The organism is Clostridium sp. 'deep sea' (assembly GCF_014931565.1).
Taxonomy (GTDB): Bacteria; Bacillota; UBA994; order PWPR01; family PWPR01.
The window spans coordinates 1,816,265-1,836,063 of record NZ_CP063353.1; the positions used below are offsets into that span (position 1 = coordinate 1,816,265).

Genomic DNA, 19,799 nt, shown 5'->3' on the forward strand with positions numbered 1-19,799 from the left:
AACAATTGTTTACCTAGTGCCCGAGCTCCACCCTTTGAGTTCTTTAAAGAACAAAAAAAAGGAGGAGCTAACATGATATATTTACTTAAAACAGCGTGGAATTATTCTGGTAAGGATAAATGGAAGGTAATTACCTACTATATATTGCACGGCCTTTCTATCGGCGGAGAGTTATTAAAACCTTATGCCTTTGGTAGGGCTATTAATGCTTTACAAATTTATGGTGTTAATAATTTAAAACCCACCATTATGTGGTTATTATTGTATTTAGCAGGCTTTTTTCAGTTTGAAGTATTTCATAGAATTGGTCAATACTTTGTGGTAACTGTTGCTCTTAAAAACCAACAGCGTTTTATTAAAACTATGTATAAAAAAGTATATAATCTGCCTCTACAATGGCATGTAAATCACCATACAGGAGACACAGTTAGTAGAATTAATGTTGCTGCACTTGCTTTAAGAAACTTTTGTTATGAGCAAGAGGTTTATTTAAAGTATTTAATATTATCTGTAGGTCCTATAGTTATTTTATTTACTTTGTCTTGGCAAATAGCTGTAATTAGCTTAATCTTAACAGCTATTAATTTAGTTATAATTGAGGCTATGAATAAAGCTATTCAAAAGATTATGTATAGACAAACAGAAAAACAACACCTCTATAGTGCTAAGTTGGTTGATTTTATCAGTAATATAAAAACAATAGTATCACTTAAATTGCTAAAAACAACAGCAGCTGAACTTAATAGTAAATTCCAAAACTATTATCAAGAGTGTTTAAACGAATTTAAAATTAATCAACCACGTTGTTTTATAATGGGCTTTGGCTTAATAGTTACGGAGCTTATTATTATTGCTTATTTTTTATGGAGCCATAAAATTTATAAGGTGCCAATTATGGTGGGAAGCTTGGTTATGATAGTTAATTACTACCGACAATTAAGCAAAAGCTTTTTTGACTTTGCCTGTAGTTTTTACGACACTCTACGCTGGAAAACTGCTTTATTATCAGTAAAAGACATTGAGGATACTGCAAAAAAGACCAGTGAAAAACAAGCAAATAATGGCTTAGTTGAATGGCATAAGCTAAAAATTAATAAACTAAACTTTAGCTATAATGCTAAACCTGCTCTTAAAGATGTTAACATAACTCTAAACAAAACAAGCAAAGTAGCAATTGTAGGAAAAAGTGGTTCGGGTAAAAGTACTCTTTTGCAAGTACTAGCAGGATTTTATAAACCTTTAAAAGTTAATTTGCAAATAGATAACAAAGAAGCTCTAATAAGTAATATAACTACCAACACTATTTTAACATCACAAGATGCAGAGTTATTCGAAAACACCGTTTTATATAACATAACTTTTGCATTACAGACTAACAATAAAGAATTAAAGCAAATTATTAAAATAGCTCAATTGCAAGAGGTTATTAATAAGTTACCTAAAGGTTTAAATACCAGTTTAGCAGAAAAGGGTTTAAACTTATCTGGTGGTGAAAAACAGCGTATTGCTTTAGCCAGAGCTTTGTTTTTTGCTAAAAATAAACAAATATTACTACTAGACGAAGTAACCAGTAATATAGATGCTCATAATGAAAAGCTGATTATCCAACAAATTCTAAAACACTTTAACAATAACTGTGTTATTTTTACTCTTCATCGTTTACACTTACTAAACATGTTTGATGAAATAATTGTAATGGATAACGGCAGAATTGTTGAGCAAGGTAGTTTAAAAGAGTTAATTAAACTAAATGGTTATTTTAATTTACTGTGGCAACAGTATTTGCTGAGTGGTGGTGAGTAATAATGAAGTAGTGGGTGTTCAGGTAACAACAAAAACGGAGGTATTCATTTTTCAACCTACCCTCGTAGTGAACGTGCCTCCGCAATGTCATTAAGTTAAGAAATAAATTAAAATACTAATAGATTATGAGAGAGGTTTTAATAAAAACTTCTTTTTTTTTGCAAGAATCCTTGGCAAATAGTTCAAAAAATGTGGCGCAGCCCTTTAGATGAAATATTTTTAAGGAGGCGCCCTATGTCTAACTACCCTTGTTTTATTAAGAGCAAACTAACATCAATTATTAATGGAATGTCACTAAATAAAGACCAGTATGTCAGAAATCCTAAATCGGATTTTACTCGTAAAAGAAAGATTTCTTTTGAAACAGTATTAAACCTGCTAATATCTATGGGGGGAAGTAATTTAAATTCAGAGTTATTAAACTACTATTCCTTTAACACTAATACTCCCACTTCTTCTGCCTTTGTTCAACAACGTAATAAGGTATTACCAAAAGCTTTGGAACATATTTTTAATGTATTTACACAATCTTTCAATAACTTAAAAACCTATGATGGATATCGTTTATTGGCCTTCGATGGCTCAGATTTGCATATTCATCATAACCCAAAAACCCTTTAACATATTGTCAGACAAAAGTAACTTCTAGAGGCTATAATTTGTTGCATCTTAATACTATGTATGATCTTAAAAATAAGATGTATTTAGATGCAATTATACAACCTATTGGTATATATGATGAGCATAAGGCTTTAATTAGCATGATTGACCGCTCACAGATAAAAAGGGTCTTATGCATCGTTGATCGTGGCTTAGAAAGTTATAATAATATCGCCCATATGGATAGAAAAGGGTGGAAATACCTTGCTAGAGTCAAAGGTCCTACAAGTAATGGCATACTCAAGGGCTTAAAATTACCATCTTCTGATGAATTTGACGTTGAGTTTAATTTAATACTAACTAGAAAATTATCAAAAGTTAGAGCCAATTCAAAGCTATATAAATATATACATCATACCTCTAGCTTTAGCTACTTTGATGAAGATAAATGTCACTTCTATCCTTTTTCCTTTAGGGTTGTTCGAGTGCAAATTGAAAAAGATGTGTATCATAGTTTCATTACCAATCTTCCGACCGATGAGTTTCCCAAGTCTAAGATTAAAATGCTTTATCATATGCGTTGGGGTATTGAAACTTCTTTTCGTGAACTAAAATATTCTATTGGATTAACTGCTTTCCATGCTAAAAAGATGGATTCCATCATCCAAGAAATTTTTGCTAGACTTACTATGTATAATTTCTGTGCTATCATTACTCTCCACACAATAATAAAACAGAAGCTTAGCAATAAACACTATTATCAAATCAATTTTACTCAAGCTATATACATTTGCAAGCGCTTTTTCTCTTGGAAAGATGAGAATCCACCTGATGTTGAAACACTTATAAAAAGATATGTTCAACCAATACGTTTAGACCGCAAGTTTTCTCGTAATGTTAAGAAAAAATCTTTTATAAGTTTCATTTATAGGATAGCTTAATTATTGTAAATGGTCAAAATATTTTAGACAGATTTTAAATCTGTCTCATTAGCATACCTTTAATTATTTAATCGACACTATCATTCATTATTCTTTTCGCATCTTTACCTAACCTTTTTACAAACTTAATGACATTGCGTGCCTCCGTGCCGTTCATTACCTTGTTGTTGATTAAATAATGCGAAAACTGTTACAGAAATAGTTAGTGTGAAAATAAGAGGGGTCTACAATTAATTTTGTAGACCCCTTTAGTTATTAATTTGCTTTAGTAAAATGTGTAATTATGTTAATACAGAATACTAATTATTTTGATACTGTTTTTTTAACATAGAAGCAAAGATTCCTTGTGATTCTTTTAAGGCTTGAGGAGTACCTGTTTCTGCTATAGTTCCATCTTTAATAACAACTATTTTATCTGCTCCAGAAACTGTTCTCATACGATGTGCTATAATTAATACGGTTTTATTTTTTATAAGCTCACTAAGAGCACTTTGTATTTTAGTCTCATTTTCGGTATCAAGAGATGCTGTAGCTTCATCAAGCAATATAATTGGTGCATCTTTAAGTATTGCTCTAGCAATAGATATACGCTGTCTTTCACCGCCAGATAATTTTGTTCCATTTTCACCAATTAAGGTATCATATCCTAAAGGTAGTTTGTTGATAAAATCATCACATTGAGCTAGTTTAGCTGCCTTTATTACCTCTGAATCTGAGGCATCTTTTTTTCCAAGGCGAATATTTTCCATAACACTTGAATTAAACAAAGTAACATCTTGAAAAACTATTGAATAATTGTTTAAAAGAACCTCTGGATCAACAAGCGAAATATCTTCTCCACCCAAAGTAATAACACCTTTATTTACATCCCAAAATCTTGCAGATAACTTTGCAACTGTACTTTTCCCTCCCCCAGAAGGGCCTACAAGCGCGGTTACATCACCTTGTTTTGCAGTAAAGCTAACATTTTTTAGTGTTTGTACGCCATCTTGATATGAAAAGTCAACGTTTTTAAACTCAATATCGTAGTTTTGAGGATAAAACTCAAGTTTACCTTCTTGCCTTGGCATTTCATCCATATCTTTCATACGTTTTATACGTACATTTAAAAATATAAGCAGTGCTAAATTATCCATAGCATCAATTATCGGGCTATAAATACGTGATGTTATCACTAAAAAAACCAGATAAGTAAAGATACTTATGGAACCTGTTGACAATAAATGTGCTCCGTATAAAATAACACTTGGAAGCCCAAGTTTCAAAAATACATACGATAGGTTTATACATGCCCCTAATAAAAGCTCACCTTTAATCATGGTTTTTTCGAGATTATTTAACTTTGAGTTTAAGGTATCTGAAAAAGCATCTTCTCTATTATAAGATTTTATTTCATGAGCTAAATCAAGACCCTCTTGAATTTTATCCGAAATATCTCTTTTTACATTGTATAACTTTGCATGAACATTGCTTTGGAACTTAGTAGATAAATAAAACACTAAAGCTGCAACTGGTACTACCCAAAATACAGCAAGAGACATTCTCCAATTGTAAGAAAACATCATAACTGCCATCATAAAAACAGTAATTCCAGCTGCATAAATTTGCGGTATAGAATGAGAAAAAAGCAACTCTATTTGAGTAGCATCCTCCATTATGGTTGAACTTAAATCAGCAATATCTTTTTTGCCAAAAAAAGCTAAAGGTAGTTTTCTTAGTGTTTCAGCTAAACTAATTCGTTTTCGAGCACTCTCTTCATATATTTTTGTATAAGAAGAATTATACTGAAAATATGCGATAATGTACATTACAATAAAAAACGCTATAGCCATAATAACATAGTAAAGTATACTGCCGCTTTTACTAGTTGCATTTAATAGTAAACCTAGGTGCTGCTCTAAAAATTTAAAGCTAAGGACTATTGGAATCATAAAGCTAAGATCCATTAATACACTCCAAATAATTGAGTGCATAAGGTCTTTTGCACCTTTTTTAGACAAAGCATATTTATTTTGAAAGAAATTAAGCATTTTGTCCTCCTTTGCTGGTAGCACTTTTAGAAACTATTTTCCAATCTACAGACTTTTGATATTCATGCCACATTTTTTTATAAATGCCGCCTTTACTTAACAACTCTTCATGGGTTCCTGCTTCAGCAATTTTTCCGTTATTTATTACTAAAATTTTATCAACATTTTGCACACTTGTAAGCCTATGGGCAATCATAAGAGTTGTTTTACCTCTACTGAGCTCTTTAAGAGCTTTTTGAATTAAATGTTCATTTTCAGGATCAGTAAAAGCAGTTGCTTCATCTAAAAGTACTATAGGAGCATTTTTAACAATTGCTCTAGCAAGGGCAATTCGTTGCTGTTCTCCACCAGATAAATAAGTTCCTTTAGAGCCAATTATTGTATTTAAGCCATCTGGCAAGGCATCCACTATGTTTCTTGACTGAGAAAAATCAATTGCCTTATTAATCTGTTCTTCACTTGCATTTTCTTTTCCAAAAATTATATTATCTCTTAACGAACCTTTAAACAGCTTGGTACTCTGAAAAACAAACGAAATGTTATCCATTAATTCTTTTTTTGAAATATCCTTAACATTAACGCCGCCCAACAACACTTCTCCTTGGTCTACATCCCAAAATCTAGTGGCTAGGCGAGCAATAGTTGTTTTTCCTCCGCCAGAAGCACCAACAAGTGCTATTGTTTGGCCTTCGTTTAGTTTAAAACTAATTTTATTTATGGCAGGTTTATCACTACCCTCATATGAAAAAACTACATCTTTAAACTCTAGACTATAATCTTTAATCTTTTTTGAATTGTTTATATAACTCATACTAGGATAAGCTAAGAGATTATCTAATCTGTCAATAGCTTGTTCTGCAATTAATGTTTTTTGTCTAAAATGCATTGATTTCATTAACAGTGTAGTGAAAATTGGAGCTATAAGAAGGTAAAAAACAAAATCTGCAAGTACAAGTGGTAGATTATCTCCTCTTCCCACTAAAAAGATAGCCATAGGTACTAAAAAAAATGCAGTTGACTGCAATATAATAGTGTAAAATGACATCGGTTTTTGCCAAAGAACAGTGTAGGCATAAACCATTTCTTTATATTTAATTATGCTGTTGTAAAAACGTTTAAATGAAAAAATAGTTTGACCGAATGTTTTTACTACTGGTATACCACGAATATACTCTACTGATTCAGAGCTCATTTCTTCTAAAGAATCGTAGTATGCTTTTTGAAAGTTTTTGCCTTTAGTATTTACCATAAATCTCATTGTAATAAATCCTAGGATAATAGGGATAAGAGATGCTAAACCCATTCTCCAGTCGACAATAAGAATTAAAGATATCAGAATAATTGGGGTAATAAGGCTACCGGCCATATCAGGCAACTGATGCGCTAAAAAAGTATGAGTTGTTGCTGCCCCATCGTTAACAATCTTTCTTAATTTTCCACTAGCATGTTTATCAAAAAATCCAAGTGGCATAGACAATATTTTTTGCATACCGATCTTTTGCATTCCAATCTCTACTCTAAAAGCAGCAAGATGAGAGCTTAATAGTGAACAAAAGTAGATAACTACTGCTGCCACTGCACTTGCAAAAGCAAGCCACGCATAAGAGCTAACATTTGCAAAACTTATTGACTGTGATGCAGTTGATAAGATATTGCGTATTATATACCACACCAATACAAAAGGAATAATATTAAGTATTGCTGATATTCCCGATAATACTAAGGACAAAGGTAATAGCATTTTTTTGTTGCCCATATAAGGTGTAAACCTTGTTAAAATATGTTTTTTCTTTTCTTTAGGCATACTGTTTATCCTCCCATTTCCAAGATAAGTTTTAAATTGCTATAAAATAATAGAACTAAATCCTATTATGATAATGATTTTTGTTTTCATTGTTAGTTATACCTAACTGTCAGCGAAAAAAAATACCTAAACTACTTAACTATATTTGTTTTATTTTATGCAAATATAGTTTTTTAAGACCATAATGTATAAATATTGCAATTTGCTCTACATAGTCATCCACTTCTTTCCTTTTAGGTTCATGTAAAACAATTTCCTCTAAAAAACTCACATAAGTAGTAGCAAGTGTATGTATAAACATCTCATTGATCCTTACCGGCGCACATGAATCTGTGTTTGTAATAAACATCAATAATCTATAAAAGTTTTGGGCATAAACCTGAATTATGCTTTCTTTATAATTTTGCAAACTTGATCCTGCAGAACAAAATAATAGCAGTTTAAAACTTTCATAATTATTAAGTACTTTATATGCACACCTTCTAAAACAATCAACAGTTATTTCATATGAATTAACCTCTCTTTGAAATAAATAGTCACATTTATTAGGCTGAAATTCACATTCTATAAAGCTTGTAGCTGGAGAAGTGAGCTCACAAAACAAAGCATCTTTATTTTTAAAATATGAATAAACTGCTCCTTTTGTTAAACCTGCTTTTTGAGCTATAACACGTAACGAAGCTGCTGAATAACCGTGTTCCAAAAACTCACTACGTGCTGAATCTAAAATTCTTTCTTTAATATCTTCTTTTTTTACTTGCATAATATCTACCTAATACTGAGTAATAAATTCCACTGGTATTTATTATAGACCTGAATTAATACTTTTTCAACTAGCTAATTCTATTTTTTATTAATTAATTTAATTAGCTGTTCTTCAGCTTGTCAATACTACTTTGTAAAGGCACTAAAGCCCTACTTTAAGTATTATACATATCGCATTCTATTGAAATTTACATATTTTTCTACACTACTCTATTTTTTTAGTCATGTAAACCATACCTGGCGCATAACCCAGTTTTTTATTTAGCTCTATCATTTTATTATTAGTATAATGCACAGTTGTTTGAATACTTTTAACGGCCTTTTGTTTGCACCACTCTTCTAATAAGGTTTTTAGTTTTGTTGCCACACCACACTTACGGTACTGTGTAGTAACATACAAAGATAAAATCATAACACTATCTTGAGGTTTATCTTGTTTGTATGCCCAGATAAAGCCCTGAATTTGCTGTTGATTATCTTCAGCAATAGCTATAAATAAATCTTCTTTTGCTGTCTTATTAATTTGAGTAATAGTAGCTTCTATATCGTCATTAGTTGGTTTATATTTTGGCATCCATTGTTTGGGAGTAAAATTATGCCACTTGGCAATTTGAGTTAAAATAGGTGCTTCATTTTCATTAACTTCTATTTTTCTGTAATTCATATTCTTATCCTTTTTTGATTTATGTAATTAGCTAATTTTATTAAATCATAAGCATGACTATATTTAAAGAGTAATTCAGTTGTGAACATATATTATACAAACATTTTAGTTTCAACTTAATCATTGTGCTAAGATATTTGTAACAACATGAGTAGAAATAAATTAAGCAATAAACGTAAAAAAAACAAGATTAATAATATCCCCCCCCTAATCATTAACGTAAGTTCTGAGTAATAATTAATAATCTTGTTTCTTTAATCTTTAGAAATAACCTAATACTTTAAATAAAAAATAACTGCTTATTGATTTTCTCTTGCTAGTATTTTTGTTAAATGATAAATACTGCGTACTGCTCTGCCAGTGCCTCCAGCGGGACTATACGGCAAATCATTATCAGAAAAGCTAGACCCAGCAATATCTATATGCAACCATGGTATATCAAGTTCTTTGACAAATTCATAAATAAACATTCCACCAACTATCATCTTCATATACTCTGAGCTTGATGAGTTTTTTATATCTGCAATATTACAGTTTAGTAAATCACGGGCTTCTTGCAACATTGGCATTAAATGAAATCTTTCACCTGAATACAGAGAGGCTTCTTGCAAAACAGAGAAATAATCTTCACTGGTGCATAATACTGGATTGATAATGCCACCAAACATTTTTCTGGCACCACCAGTTAAAGTTGCTATATCTAAAATGCGAGTTACCTTCTCACAGCTAATTGCATAAGTAATGGCATCAGCTAATGTTAAACGACCTTCGGCATCTGTACTAATAATTAGAATACTCTTGCCAGCCATTGATCCTATAACATCACCTGGTTTATAACACTTGCCTGATAGTAAATTATCACAAGCCGCCACAACAGCAGTAACATTAATTGATAACTTTTGTTTAGCTATAGCACCTATAGCTGCAATTACAGATGCAGAGCCAGCCATATCATGCTTCATTTGATACAAACGCTGTTTACCTTTAAGCGACATACCACCACTATCAAAGGTAATACCTTTACCAACAAGACCCAATATTTTAGAGCTTTGGGGATTACCACGATAACGCAAAACTATTAAACGTGGGGGATTAGGTGAGGCCTGACTTACTGCTAATACTGCTTTCATTGCTTTTTCAGCAAGGTAATTTTCATTAAAAATTTCACACTCAACATCGCATTCTTTAGCTAGGTTTTGAGCTTGCTCAGCTAACATTGCAGGTGTTTGAAAGTTTGCAGGTTCATTAACTAAATCACGAGCCACACAGGTCCATTTCACTAAATTCACCGCTTCAGCTACTAAAGCTTTCACTAAATCTAAATCTTTATTAGCAACGATAATAGTTAAATTTTTAACACTATTTGTTTTCTTTTTACTTAAATACTTATCATAAATATAACCAGCAAGCATAAAGCCCTCAACAAAGGCTGGTATAAATTTCTTAAAAGGAATCTGCCAACAATAATTTAAAAAGCTAACAGCAACATCTTGAGACTCAAGGGTTTCTGTGGTTTTTCTAATTTTTCCTGCTAATAAACGCACCTCTTCAGCATTAGTCGTATTAGCATTTATTGTTGCACTAATAACTTTACTTGCTTGATTTGAATTTATTAGGTTGTATGTTTTAATTGCAGTTTCAACTTTATTATTGTTTTTGAGACTTCCCATTATGTTAATAATTGTTGAATTAACTTCGGATGTTTGACCATTACTGTTATTAAGTACAATTCTTGTTTCTACGTTAACAAGTTGTGATTGTGTTTTAATATTTATTTTCATTGTATTCTCTCCTTTTTAAACACACACAACGCCATTTTCTAGTATTGTTTTTCCATCAGCAATAATAGTTGCTTCTGTCATTATTAAATCATAGTGACAGGCAGCTTTAAGGTTTCCACCAAGCGTTATATTGGTACCAATACCAATATGTACAGATCCGTATACACCCTCATCTTCGAGCATTAAACCCATAAATTTGCAGTTTGGATTAAGCCCCACCCCTAATTCTGCAATATTATAGACTAAAGGATCATTTTTAGATGCTAGGTTTTTAGACAATATTTTAGCTTCTTCTCCTCCAGTTATAGCTGTAATCATTCCATTTTCAACTTTAACAACTACATTCTCTTTGAGCACTCCTATACCGATATATGGAATACTGGCATTGGCTACTATTGTACCGGTTGCTGTTCCTTCAAGGGGTGAAACATTGGCCTCTATAGTTGGCATAGGTGCAAATTCACCAGGTTGAACTAAACAAGTCATGGCATTACCTCTACGTTTTGTTGCACAAAAAGTTAAATCTGTACCATGTGGTGTTGTTAGTTTTACTTCATTTGAATTTTCTAGGGCACGTGCTACTGCTTTACAAACAGGTGCTATCTTGTTAAAATCTGCTTCTATTCCCCCACTTATCATTAATTCATCTTCAAATTGGGTAAGCATAATACCTCTTGAGCCTGCCTCTACTGCATTTTTAACTGCTTTGCTATGTGTTATAGATTTATAAACAGCCGCAATAAAAACATCAGAATTAATCATAGCAGCAGCTATTGATTTTGGTGGCTCCTGACCATCGATGGTGCGTGGTTCCATAACAGCTATTACAGGCTCAGCACCTACCGCATACACTGCTGAAAAAATACTTTTTGCTATGTTTATCATTTTAGGCTCAGTAATAATTAACACACTTTCAGCTGGTTTAACGCCTGCACATACCTCCACAATTTTTAAGGCACCTTTGCTCATTAATACATCTTTCATATGAATCCTCCTTTATTGTACTATAGAATATACTATTTTATATATAATATATTCTATAGAATATATTCGCAAAAATATATTCCCCTTAAGGGAATACGTTTTACTTATTACTTATATTTAAGATATACTCTAATCCATTTTTTATATGTCTTCTCATTTTCTCTTCTGCTAATTTTTTATCTCTTTTTTCTAAGGCTCTAATTAATTCTAAATGCTCTTTGTATATATCTAACCTTCGCTCTAAGCTGTAAGCAGAAACATTTCTATCTCGAAAAATAACATCACTAAACAAATCAACTGTAGTTTTAAGTTTATTATTATTGGCATAGTCCATAATGAGATTATGAATTTGGCTATTTATATTAACTAATTGAGAAGCTGAATCCGCTTTTTGGGATAAATCTAATAGGGTATATAGCTTAGCTATTCCATTATCATCTATGCTTTCAACTGCTAAACCAGCAGCTATCATTTCTAAAGCCTCTCGGCACTGATAAGACTCTTTTATTTCATTTACAGAAAAAGCTTGAACTATTACACCTTTCCATGGAACGCTTTTAACTAATCCTTCGGCGGCTAAACGTCTAAATGCCTCTCGCACTGGTGTGGCACTTACATTCATCATTTGAGCAACTTTTGTCTCGGATAACTTAGTTCCTGGAGAAATATCACCATTTATAATAGCGGCTTTTAAATTTTCGTATGCCTGAACATTTAATGGTTGTCTACCAACTGATGATATTTTAAAGTGGTTTAGTGAATTTTTATTATCCATAAATCTTAGGCACCTCATATGTTATTTAGCATTGATGCTTTTATAATTACATATTGAGTTGTTCTTGTCAATACTATATTCTATAGAATAAAGAGTTTTACTAAAATACTAAAGGATATTATTCTGTATTTCTTATAAGTTCAATTATTGCCTCAGCTTTAAAAATTAAGCTTAATATACTAATATAATTTTTTTTGGAAACCACAAAGAACGCTAAGGTTACGAAGATGGAAACTTTAGGTCTTGCCATAATTATTCTTGCTTGATTTACTTTTACTAAATAATCAATTATAGAAACATAGTAACCCTACAATAATATTATCTCAGGCAAAGAAATTTTTTATGAGTATATTTAAGCAATTTACCTGACATTCAACTACCATTAACTAAATCCATCAATAATCTCTTTGTGTCCTTAGTATCCTTAGTGGTAAGAAATAGAAAATATTTATCTTTAGAGCTATAAAGTATCCTTTTTTAATCACTAAAAAGGTGTGGAAAAGTAATTAAATAGTTCATATAAAATTTAAGTAAGAGCTTTAAAAATCAAGCTTAATACTATTAATGTAATGTTTTTTTTGGAAAACCAAAAAAACACTAAGGTTACGTAAGCATCCTCAACGGAATCACACAGAGGTAATTCCCTACCGACGAACAATTTTATATCTTATGTTATAGTAACAACATAGCAGTTATAATGATAATTGGTTTTTACATATAAATACCTTTTTATCACAAAACGAAACACTGCTTTTTCTGTGAGATACTATTATTATGGTTTTATCTTTACACTCATCGTTTATGCTTTTGAGTATTTCGGCCTCATTTAAGGTGTCTAAATTACTTGTGGGTTCATCTAAAATAAGTACTGGAGCATCATGAATAAATGCTCTTGCAATACCCAGCCTTTGTTTTTCTCCTGATGATAATTTTCCACCCAGCTCACCTACTTTTGTATCATAACCCTTTGGTAGAGTTTTTATAAACTCATGTATAGCTGCTTTTTTACAGGCATTTACGACCTGCTCATGGCTTGCATTTTTATTGCCTATTTTTATATTATTACTGATAGTATCATTAAATAAAAAGGTCTCTTGACTCACTAGTGATTGGTTTTCTCTAAGGGTTTTAGTTGCTATTGTATTTATGTTTTTGTTTCCAAAATTTATGCTTCCTAAATTAACATCCCAAAATCTCATTAAAAGCTTTATTAAAGTACTTTTACCACAGCCACTAGGGCCAATTATAGCCACCTTATCCCCTTTATTAATTTTAAGGTTTACTTTACTTAATAATTTATCTCTTGAATCATAACTAAAGTCCACATTATTTAGGGCAATATTATGTGACTGCATTTTTGTTTCTCCTGCTATTTCATTTACGGCAGGAGTTTCATCTAATATGTTAAATAGCCTTTGAGCACATGCGAATGTATGGATTAAATCATTGGATAAATTACTTAAGGCCACTACCGGACCAAAGGAGCTAGCTAGTAATACTATGGCTACCAAAACCTCACCTAAGTTTAGTATATTACTTTGATATAGAGTTACCCCCCCAAATAAAAAGGTAAGAATAGCTATTAAAATGGTCATGTCGGTTAAAGCTTTAATTAAACCTTCATGAGATTTTATATCCTTTAGCTTAGAGTTTAGTGTTTCACTATTATTATTTATTTGGTTAAGCCTTCTATCGCCTTCTCCAAATAATAGAATCTCTTTAATTCCTCTTAATGAGTCTAATAAAAAGCTATTGGTTTTAGCAAATTCATTTCTATATACCAAACCTGCATTTTTTCCTAATTTAGATGATACTACAGGTATAATATAGCCAACGATAATAAAAAATAAGGCTGATAATAGGCCGAAGTAAATATTTATATTAGCTAAAACAAGAGCAATAATTACTGAAGTTATTATAGCAATTGTAATGGGTGCGATTGTATGGGCATAAAATACTTCAAGTAGTTCTATATCGCTAGTTATTAAAGATATTAGATTTCCTTTTTCCTTTGCTTCTAGTTTTGCTGGTGCTAATTTTCTTAAAGCTTTAAACACCTTGTCTCTCAGAATGGCCAGTATTTTAAAGGCTATATAGTGCCCTGAGTATTGCTCTACATATCTTAAAAAACCTCTTAACACAGCACAAACAACTATAATACTTAGGGCCTGAGTTACCGTATAGCCCATATCTATTCCCATTTTTTTAGTTAATGCTACTGCCCCAAAGGTTGTTATGGAGATTGAAGCCAAAAAACCACACACTCCAAAAACAATTGTTATAGCCATTATGGGTGCCAAGGGTTTTAAAATTTTTATTAATCTGGCCATTATTTTAATCCCTGATTGTCTTTTATCCACAGAGCTGTTCCTCACTTTCAATGATGTTTGCTCTTTTGTTATATATACTCTCTAATTTCTCTTGTTGTGTAAGCAACTCATAGTATTTTGATTTTTGTTTAATAAGTTCATTATGATTACCACTCTCAATGATAACTCCTTTATGCAATACATATATGTTATCTGCTTTTTTTACATTGGCTAATCTATGAGATATAACTAATAGTGTTTTATTCTCAGCTAATTCGTATATTGACTGCCATATTTTCTCTTCACTTTCTACATCAATATTAGAGGTTGCCTCATCAAAAATAATGATCTCTGGATTAGATATTAAAACTCTGGCAAGTGCTAATCTTTGTTTTTGACCTCCAGATAAAAGAGCGCCTCCCTCACCTACCTTAGTCTTTAACTTATTTGGCAGTTCACTAACAAAGCCAGCTAAATTAGCTTTTTTAAGAGCATCAGTTAACTCTTGAGCGCTAGCATTGTATTTACCTAACCTTAAGTTATCTTCTATTGTTCCATTAAAGATATAGGAGTTATGGCTTATAAAACCTATTTTTTTTCTCAGTTCAGTAAAGGGAATTTTATTTATATTGATTCCATTTAAAGTGATTTCTCCCTTATCTACTGTTTTTAATTTTAGTAGTAAGTTAGTGATAGTACTTTTTCCACAGCCACTTTCACCTACTAAAGCTATCATTTTTTTATTTTTAATAGATAGATTTATGTCTTTTAATACTGCTCGTTCTTTATCATAACTAAACTCTACTTTATTAAAGTTTATACTTATATTGTTAAACGCTTTTTGCTCTTTTTCTGTTAATTCTTGCTCTTGTGGCACGGCTTGATCTAAAAGGTTAAATATTTTATCACTGGCAGCCATGCCATTCATAGCTACATGAAAAAAAGAACCCAATAATCTTAATGGAATAAAAAACTCCGAAGATAACAAGATAATTATTATAACTGCACCAGGAGATATATTACCTGCCGAATATTCATTTAGTGCTATCAATACACCAATAGCTGCACCACCAAAGGCTATTAAGTCCATAAGAGTAATAGAATTTAACTGCATTGCTAGTACTTTCATAGTTATTTTTCTAAAACTCTCGGATTGCTCATTCATCTCTCTATTTTTTTCTTCATCAATATTAAAAACTTTTAGCGTTGTAAGCCCTTGAAGATTCTCTAAAAAGCAGTCTCCCAGGTCTGTATATATATTCCAATATTTTCCTAACAGTTTTTTAGCTACTTTCATAAATGCCATTATTGAAAGAGGTATTAAAGGAACACAGAGAATAAGCACCGTAGCTACCTTTAAGTTTATAAATGACACTACTGCAAACAAGGTAATAGGAGCTAAAACACTATAAAATAACTGAGGAAGGTATCTTCCAAAATAAACTTCAAGAGCCTCTACCCCATCTACAGCTACTTGAACTGTTGATGATGTAGATATTGTATCTGTATAGTTAACACCTAATGATAATAGTTTTTTGTAGATGCTTTGTCTTAATGATTTTTTAACCTCTGCTGATGAATAATAAGAATATTTTGCTGATAATCTATGGCAAATAAATCTTATAAGTAACATAAAAGCTAAAAAAATAATGGATAGTGTTAAATTAAAATTGAAATCATTTCTGTATAGTTTATCTACCATATAACCAATAAACAATACTATTGAGATATTACAAATAATAGCTATCCATTTCATCAATACTGTTTGTGCTACCCACTTTTTTGCTGCACTATTCAATGATAGTAATCTTTTGCTCATCATTAGTTACAGCCTCCTTTTTTAGTGTTTTTATTTTTGCAAATACTATTATTTTTGTTATAAGTAAAAGTACAATAACAACTCTCATTATTGAACTATTTATAAAAATAAATAATAAAGATAACATTATAATTACGGGAATCAGTATTATTAATTTTGTTTTCATAGTCATGCCTTTGTTTTCTTTTAGGGGTTTAACATGTTCTTGATAAAATTTAGTTTTTTGAAATTTTGCATTTAATTTATCGCTACTTTTAAGTAAACAAAATGATGTAAGTAACATGAACGGAGTTGTAGGTAAAATAGGTAACACTATTCCTACTAAACCTATACAAAAAGAGATAAATGCTATTATTAAAAATATAATTTTCATAATGATTCCTCCATAATGGCGCTAGTAGTTATAATAAAATTTGACAAACTATTATAGGTAATTGATAATATAAGTATGTTATTGATATTGATTATCATTACTATATATTATTCTATACTATTCTACGGCGTTAAGCTTAAGCATATTTGCTTTTTTATAACTATATATAATTTGTTTTGGAGGGTATAAGCTTGAATATACTAAAAAATATTATTACCGACTTTTACAACTGCTGTAATTTACCCGTATTAGCAGTAGACACTGACTTTAATGAAATTGCTAGAGTTGGCTACAAGCCAGCTTTAGAACAAATACTTAATAAAAATGAGGTTTTTAAACATATTCATTTTGATTCTAAAGACTTACTTAACCTTACCTTAAGCTATAATAATGATATTAACTACCTAGTTGTTTATATATCTAGATTTAACAAATATAGAGGGTACTTTATTATTGGACCTTTTAGCTACCAAAAAAGTAATAACAATAATATTGCTTTTAAACCGCCAAGTTGTATCGAGTATTTGCCATATATAATGTTAAATATTGCAGACAGTAGATTTAGCAAAGGTATGAGTAACTTAAGGTTTAATATACACGTAAAAAAAGCTATTCAATATATTCATGAAAACTATACTCAATCTATTTGTTTAGATAATTTATGTAATCATTTAGCTGTGAATAAAAGCTACTTTTGCAAGGTGTTTAAAAAAGAAACAGGTTTTACTTTTACTAATTTTTTAAACAATTATAGGGTAGAAAAAAGCAAACATTTACTGGCAAATACCAGCTTATCTTTGCTTGATGTAGCGGTAGCAGTAGGCTTTAATATTCAAAATTACTACTCTACAATTTTTAAACGTTTTGTTCACAAAACTCCATCGGAATACCGCAAGAGTATATGCATGTAAAAAAAACAAAACTAATAACTTACCATGCTATTATTATCTGTTTATAATAGTAAAGAGCCCTCTTTTTGCAAGAAGGGCTCTTTACTATTAATATTTATTTTATACTATATATTGAAAAATAATAAGAGTCATCTACAGATTTTAAAACATATAACTTATTTTCTTTGCAAAATAAACGCTCTGCTTCACCATTAATTTGCAGTTTTTGATTAAAAGCAAATGTAGTATAATCATATACCCTAATAATACCATTATACGCACTAGTATAAACTTGCTTATTAGTAAGATTAAAAGCTATATCATTAAATTTATATCCTAAATCTCCAGCATAACTTAAAGAAGGGTAAAAGATAGAACCAGCTCCATTAAACAAAAAAGCTCCATCTGGTGTTATTTTAAAATTTTTGTCCCTTTCATAATCATCGTTAATAAAGGGGCTTTTATAATTAATCACACCATTATCTAAAAAAGAGTAATATTCAATTTTATGTTTATAATAACTGGTGTCTATACAATATATTCTATTAGCTGTTGGACTTATTTCAATATTACTCTTTTGTTGAATCATTTTAGATGAAATCAAAGATTTAGTAGCTCGAGAGTAGCTTCTTAAATATGTTGATCCACCTGACCCCGATGATACATAAATATTACCATGTTTATCAACAGCAATATCATAAGGATCAAGTCCTATTTCTAGTTTATCTTTTATTTTAAAGGTGGTGGCATTTATTATAGCTATTGTGCCTTTTTGATCTTGCACATCTCGCCATGATTCATGTTCATGATGTAACAAAGCAACATACACTTCTTCTTTAGCAAAGATTATTGACTCTGGTACATATGAAAAAGTAATTTTAGTTAACTTTTTAGTTTCATAGTTAATTTCATAAAGGGCTTTACTCACTTTATCAGTAGCATAAATAAGTGGTTTATTGGGATGTACCAGCAAGTCTGTTGGTTTAAAGTCAAGCTTAAACTCATTTATAGCAGCTAGTTGAGTAGCCTGCGGATCTACAATTATTGGGGGTTTAACTAAAGGTATTTCACTTGGCCATTTATCTTTAAACTCTGTTAACCAAGGCTCAAGGTAATCTGCTGCTATCGCAAAATTTAAGGCTTTATTATTTAACTTAGTTGCAGTTATTCCAACTACCTCCCCTTGTTTATTAAACATAGCTCCACCAGAACTACCAGGGGCTATTGGAGCAGAAATCTGCATTATATCTATACCATTTTCTGTATAAATGTTACTTATAATCCCTTGAGAAACAGTATTAATTAATCCATTGGGACTACTTATAGTTACAATAGCATCTCCCTTTAATACATTTGCAACGCTTCCTAAGGTAAGGGCTGGTATATTTGTTAAACGATATGCCTTCAAAATAGCTAGATCAAATTCTTCGGAGTATGCAATAACACCATCTGCTGGGTACTCGTTTCCAAGATTGTCGAAAATTTTATAGCTTTGACAAGCTTGTACAACATGTAAGCAGGTCGCATATAAACCAGGAGCAATGGCAAAGCCACTACCTTGGCTTACTACTTTTTTATTTTCATCATAACCTAAAACTGTTATCACGCTACGTTCTTTTTTAGCTATCTCTTGAATAGATAACTCAATATTTTCATGAAACCAGGGAAAGCTACCCTGTTTAAACCAGCTAATAATTTCATCGATTAGCCAAGTATCGTAGTATTTATTAATAACAGGTGAATCACTAATTACTATTAAGCTTCTATCATAAAATACGTGTTTATTAAAGGCTTCGGAAATAGCTCTAAGCGGAACATAGGTACGAGAGTTTAAAATCATTGGCGCTACATCTAAGATTATAGCCTTATTGTTTACTACTATTTCTGCTTTATTGATTTTCATTTTAATTGATGTTTCACCAAGTTTCATTAAGACCGTTTGAGTGTTGCCGTTCCACTCAACCTTTGCACCTAATTTTTCAGATACAAAGCGAACAGGCACAAATGTACGACTACCGCTAATGAAAGGTCTGGTACTACTAACGCTATTATCTACTGGAACAACAATATTTTTTACTAGAGCTTGTTTTTTTCCAACATATAAAGTAATTGAATCTTTAATTTTTTCATAGGCTGTTTTTTCAATCTCACTAATGGCAAATGCTGTTTTAACAGGATAGTAGCTCATGCTTGACAGTATTAAAACAATAGCTATTATAAAAATTACTGTGCGTTTAAAATATGGCATTGGTTTCTCCTCT

Annotated in this window: 14 protein-coding genes and 1 pseudogene; 4 read left to right on the forward strand and 11 right to left on the reverse strand. The window is 31.1% G+C overall.

Features of this window, described 5'->3' with window-relative positions; genetic code table 11:
* The first annotated feature begins 72 nt into the window (after positions 1–72).
* The 3 genes and pseudogenes from IMX26_RS08480 to IMX26_RS08490 all read left to right on the forward strand — a co-directional run.
* The gene (locus tag IMX26_RS08480) at positions 73–1,803 is read left to right on the forward strand and encodes an ABC transporter ATP-binding protein (protein ID WP_195161239.1); all 1,731 of its coding nucleotides are present in this window, start codon (positions 73–75) and stop codon (positions 1,801–1,803) included.
* Positions 1,804–2,037: 234 nt separating this feature from the next.
* Complete coding sequence (locus IMX26_RS08485) at positions 2,038–2,424, forward strand: hypothetical protein (RefSeq protein WP_195161240.1); 387 nt, start codon at positions 2,038–2,040, stop codon at positions 2,422–2,424.
* Positions 2,425–2,456: 32 nt separating this feature from the next.
* A pseudogene (locus tag IMX26_RS08490) lies at positions 2,457–3,344 on the forward strand (IS4 family transposase); the annotation flags it as partial.
* A 299-nt stretch (positions 3,345–3,643) separates the two neighbouring features.
* Here the strand turns inward: IMX26_RS08490 and IMX26_RS08495 are convergent.
* From IMX26_RS08495 to IMX26_RS08540, 10 genes are all read right to left on the reverse strand, one after another.
* Positions 3,644–5,374 carry an ABC transporter ATP-binding protein gene (locus tag IMX26_RS08495; RefSeq protein WP_195161242.1) on the reverse strand — a complete coding sequence of 577 codons (1,731 nt, stop codon included), beginning with the start codon at positions 5,372–5,374 and terminating at the stop codon, positions 3,644–3,646.
* Entirely contained in the window at positions 5,367–7,178 is a 1,812-nt protein-coding gene (locus IMX26_RS08500; protein WP_195161243.1) for an ABC transporter ATP-binding protein, read from the reverse strand. The genes IMX26_RS08495 and IMX26_RS08500 overlap by 8 nt, the downstream gene beginning before the upstream one ends.
* Positions 7,179–7,317: 139 nt before the next feature.
* The gene (locus IMX26_RS08505; protein ID WP_195161244.1) at positions 7,318–7,941 is read right to left on the reverse strand and encodes a TetR/AcrR family transcriptional regulator; all 624 of its coding nucleotides are present in this window, start codon (positions 7,939–7,941) and stop codon (positions 7,318–7,320) included.
* A gap of 207 nt (positions 7,942–8,148) precedes the next feature.
* The gene (locus tag IMX26_RS08510; protein WP_195161245.1) at positions 8,149–8,607 is read right to left on the reverse strand and encodes a GNAT family N-acetyltransferase; all 459 of its coding nucleotides are present in this window, start codon (positions 8,605–8,607) and stop codon (positions 8,149–8,151) included.
* 299 nt (positions 8,608–8,906) lie between these two features.
* Positions 8,907–10,388 (reverse strand): leucyl aminopeptidase family protein, encoded by a 1,482-nt coding sequence (locus IMX26_RS08515; RefSeq protein ID WP_195161246.1) that lies wholly within the window; start codon positions 10,386–10,388, stop codon positions 8,907–8,909.
* A 15-nt stretch (positions 10,389–10,403) separates the two neighbouring features.
* Positions 10,404–11,372, reverse strand: a complete 969-nt coding sequence (locus IMX26_RS08520; RefSeq protein ID WP_195161247.1) for an aminopeptidase — start codon at positions 11,370–11,372, stop codon at positions 10,404–10,406.
* A 100-nt stretch (positions 11,373–11,472) separates the two neighbouring features.
* Positions 11,473–12,147 (reverse strand): GntR family transcriptional regulator, encoded by a 675-nt coding sequence (locus IMX26_RS08525; protein ID WP_195161248.1) that lies wholly within the window; start codon positions 12,145–12,147, stop codon positions 11,473–11,475.
* Between the two features lie 692 nt (positions 12,148–12,839).
* On the reverse strand, positions 12,840–14,477 hold the full coding sequence (locus tag IMX26_RS08530) for an ABC transporter ATP-binding protein (protein WP_195161370.1): 1,638 nt from the start codon (positions 14,475–14,477) through the stop codon (positions 12,840–12,842).
* A gap of 22 nt (positions 14,478–14,499) precedes the next feature.
* A complete protein-coding gene (locus IMX26_RS08535; RefSeq protein ID WP_195161249.1) occupies positions 14,500–16,278 on the reverse strand; it encodes an ABC transporter ATP-binding protein/permease in 1,779 nt (592 codons plus the stop codon).
* Positions 16,247–16,648 (reverse strand): YbaN family protein, encoded by a 402-nt coding sequence (locus tag IMX26_RS08540; RefSeq protein ID WP_243259332.1) that lies wholly within the window; start codon positions 16,646–16,648, stop codon positions 16,247–16,249. The genes IMX26_RS08535 and IMX26_RS08540 overlap by 32 nt, the downstream gene beginning before the upstream one ends.
* A 191-nt stretch (positions 16,649–16,839) precedes the next feature.
* Between IMX26_RS08540 and IMX26_RS08545 the strand changes: the two genes are divergently transcribed.
* Positions 16,840–17,559, forward strand: coding sequence for an AraC family transcriptional regulator (locus IMX26_RS08545; RefSeq protein ID WP_195161250.1), 720 nt, complete (start codon positions 16,840–16,842; stop codon positions 17,557–17,559).
* Positions 17,560–17,653: 94 nt separating this feature from the next.
* Here the strand turns inward: IMX26_RS08545 and IMX26_RS08550 are convergent, their stop codons facing one another.
* The gene (locus IMX26_RS08550) at positions 17,654–19,786 is read right to left on the reverse strand and encodes a stalk domain-containing protein (protein WP_195161251.1); all 2,133 of its coding nucleotides are present in this window, start codon (positions 19,784–19,786) and stop codon (positions 17,654–17,656) included.
* Between the last annotated feature and the right edge of the window lie 13 nt (positions 19,787–19,799).

Excerpts from the sequence above, each read along its gene's own strand:
- IMX26_RS08480 (WP_195161239.1), top strand. The coding sequence starts at position 73 with ATGATATATTTACTTAAAACAGCGTGGAATTATTCTGGTAAGGATAAA.
- IMX26_RS08485 (WP_195161240.1), top strand. The coding sequence starts at position 2,038 with ATGTCTAACTACCCTTGTTTTATTAAGAGCAAACTAACATCAATTATT.
- IMX26_RS08495 (WP_195161242.1), bottom strand. The coding sequence starts at position 5,374 with ATGCTTAATTTCTTTCAAAATAAATATGCTTTGTCTAAAAAAGGTGCA.
- IMX26_RS08500 (WP_195161243.1), bottom strand. The coding sequence starts at position 7,178 with ATGCCTAAAGAAAAGAAAAAACATATTTTAACAAGGTTTACACCTTAT.
- IMX26_RS08505 (WP_195161244.1), bottom strand. The coding sequence starts at position 7,941 with ATGCAAGTAAAAAAAGAAGATATTAAAGAAAGAATTTTAGATTCAGCA.
- IMX26_RS08510 (WP_195161245.1), bottom strand. The coding sequence starts at position 8,607 with ATGAATTACAGAAAAATAGAAGTTAATGAAAATGAAGCACCTATTTTA.
- IMX26_RS08515 (WP_195161246.1), bottom strand. The coding sequence starts at position 10,388 with ATGAAAATAAATATTAAAACACAATCACAACTTGTTAACGTAGAAACA.
- IMX26_RS08520 (WP_195161247.1), bottom strand. The coding sequence starts at position 11,372 with ATGAAAGATGTATTAATGAGCAAAGGTGCCTTAAAAATTGTGGAGGTA.
- IMX26_RS08525 (WP_195161248.1), bottom strand. The coding sequence starts at position 12,147 with ATGGATAATAAAAATTCACTAAACCACTTTAAAATATCATCAGTTGGT.
- IMX26_RS08530 (WP_195161370.1), bottom strand. The coding sequence starts at position 14,477 with ATGGCCAGATTAATAAAAATTTTAAAACCCTTGGCACCCATAATGGCT.
- IMX26_RS08535 (WP_195161249.1), bottom strand. The coding sequence starts at position 16,278 with ATGATGAGCAAAAGATTACTATCATTGAATAGTGCAGCAAAAAAGTGG.
- IMX26_RS08540 (WP_243259332.1), bottom strand. The coding sequence starts at position 16,648 with ATGAAAATTATATTTTTAATAATAGCATTTATCTCTTTTTGTATAGGT.
- IMX26_RS08550 (WP_195161251.1), bottom strand. The coding sequence starts at position 19,786 with ATGCCATATTTTAAACGCACAGTAATTTTTATAATAGCTATTGTTTTA.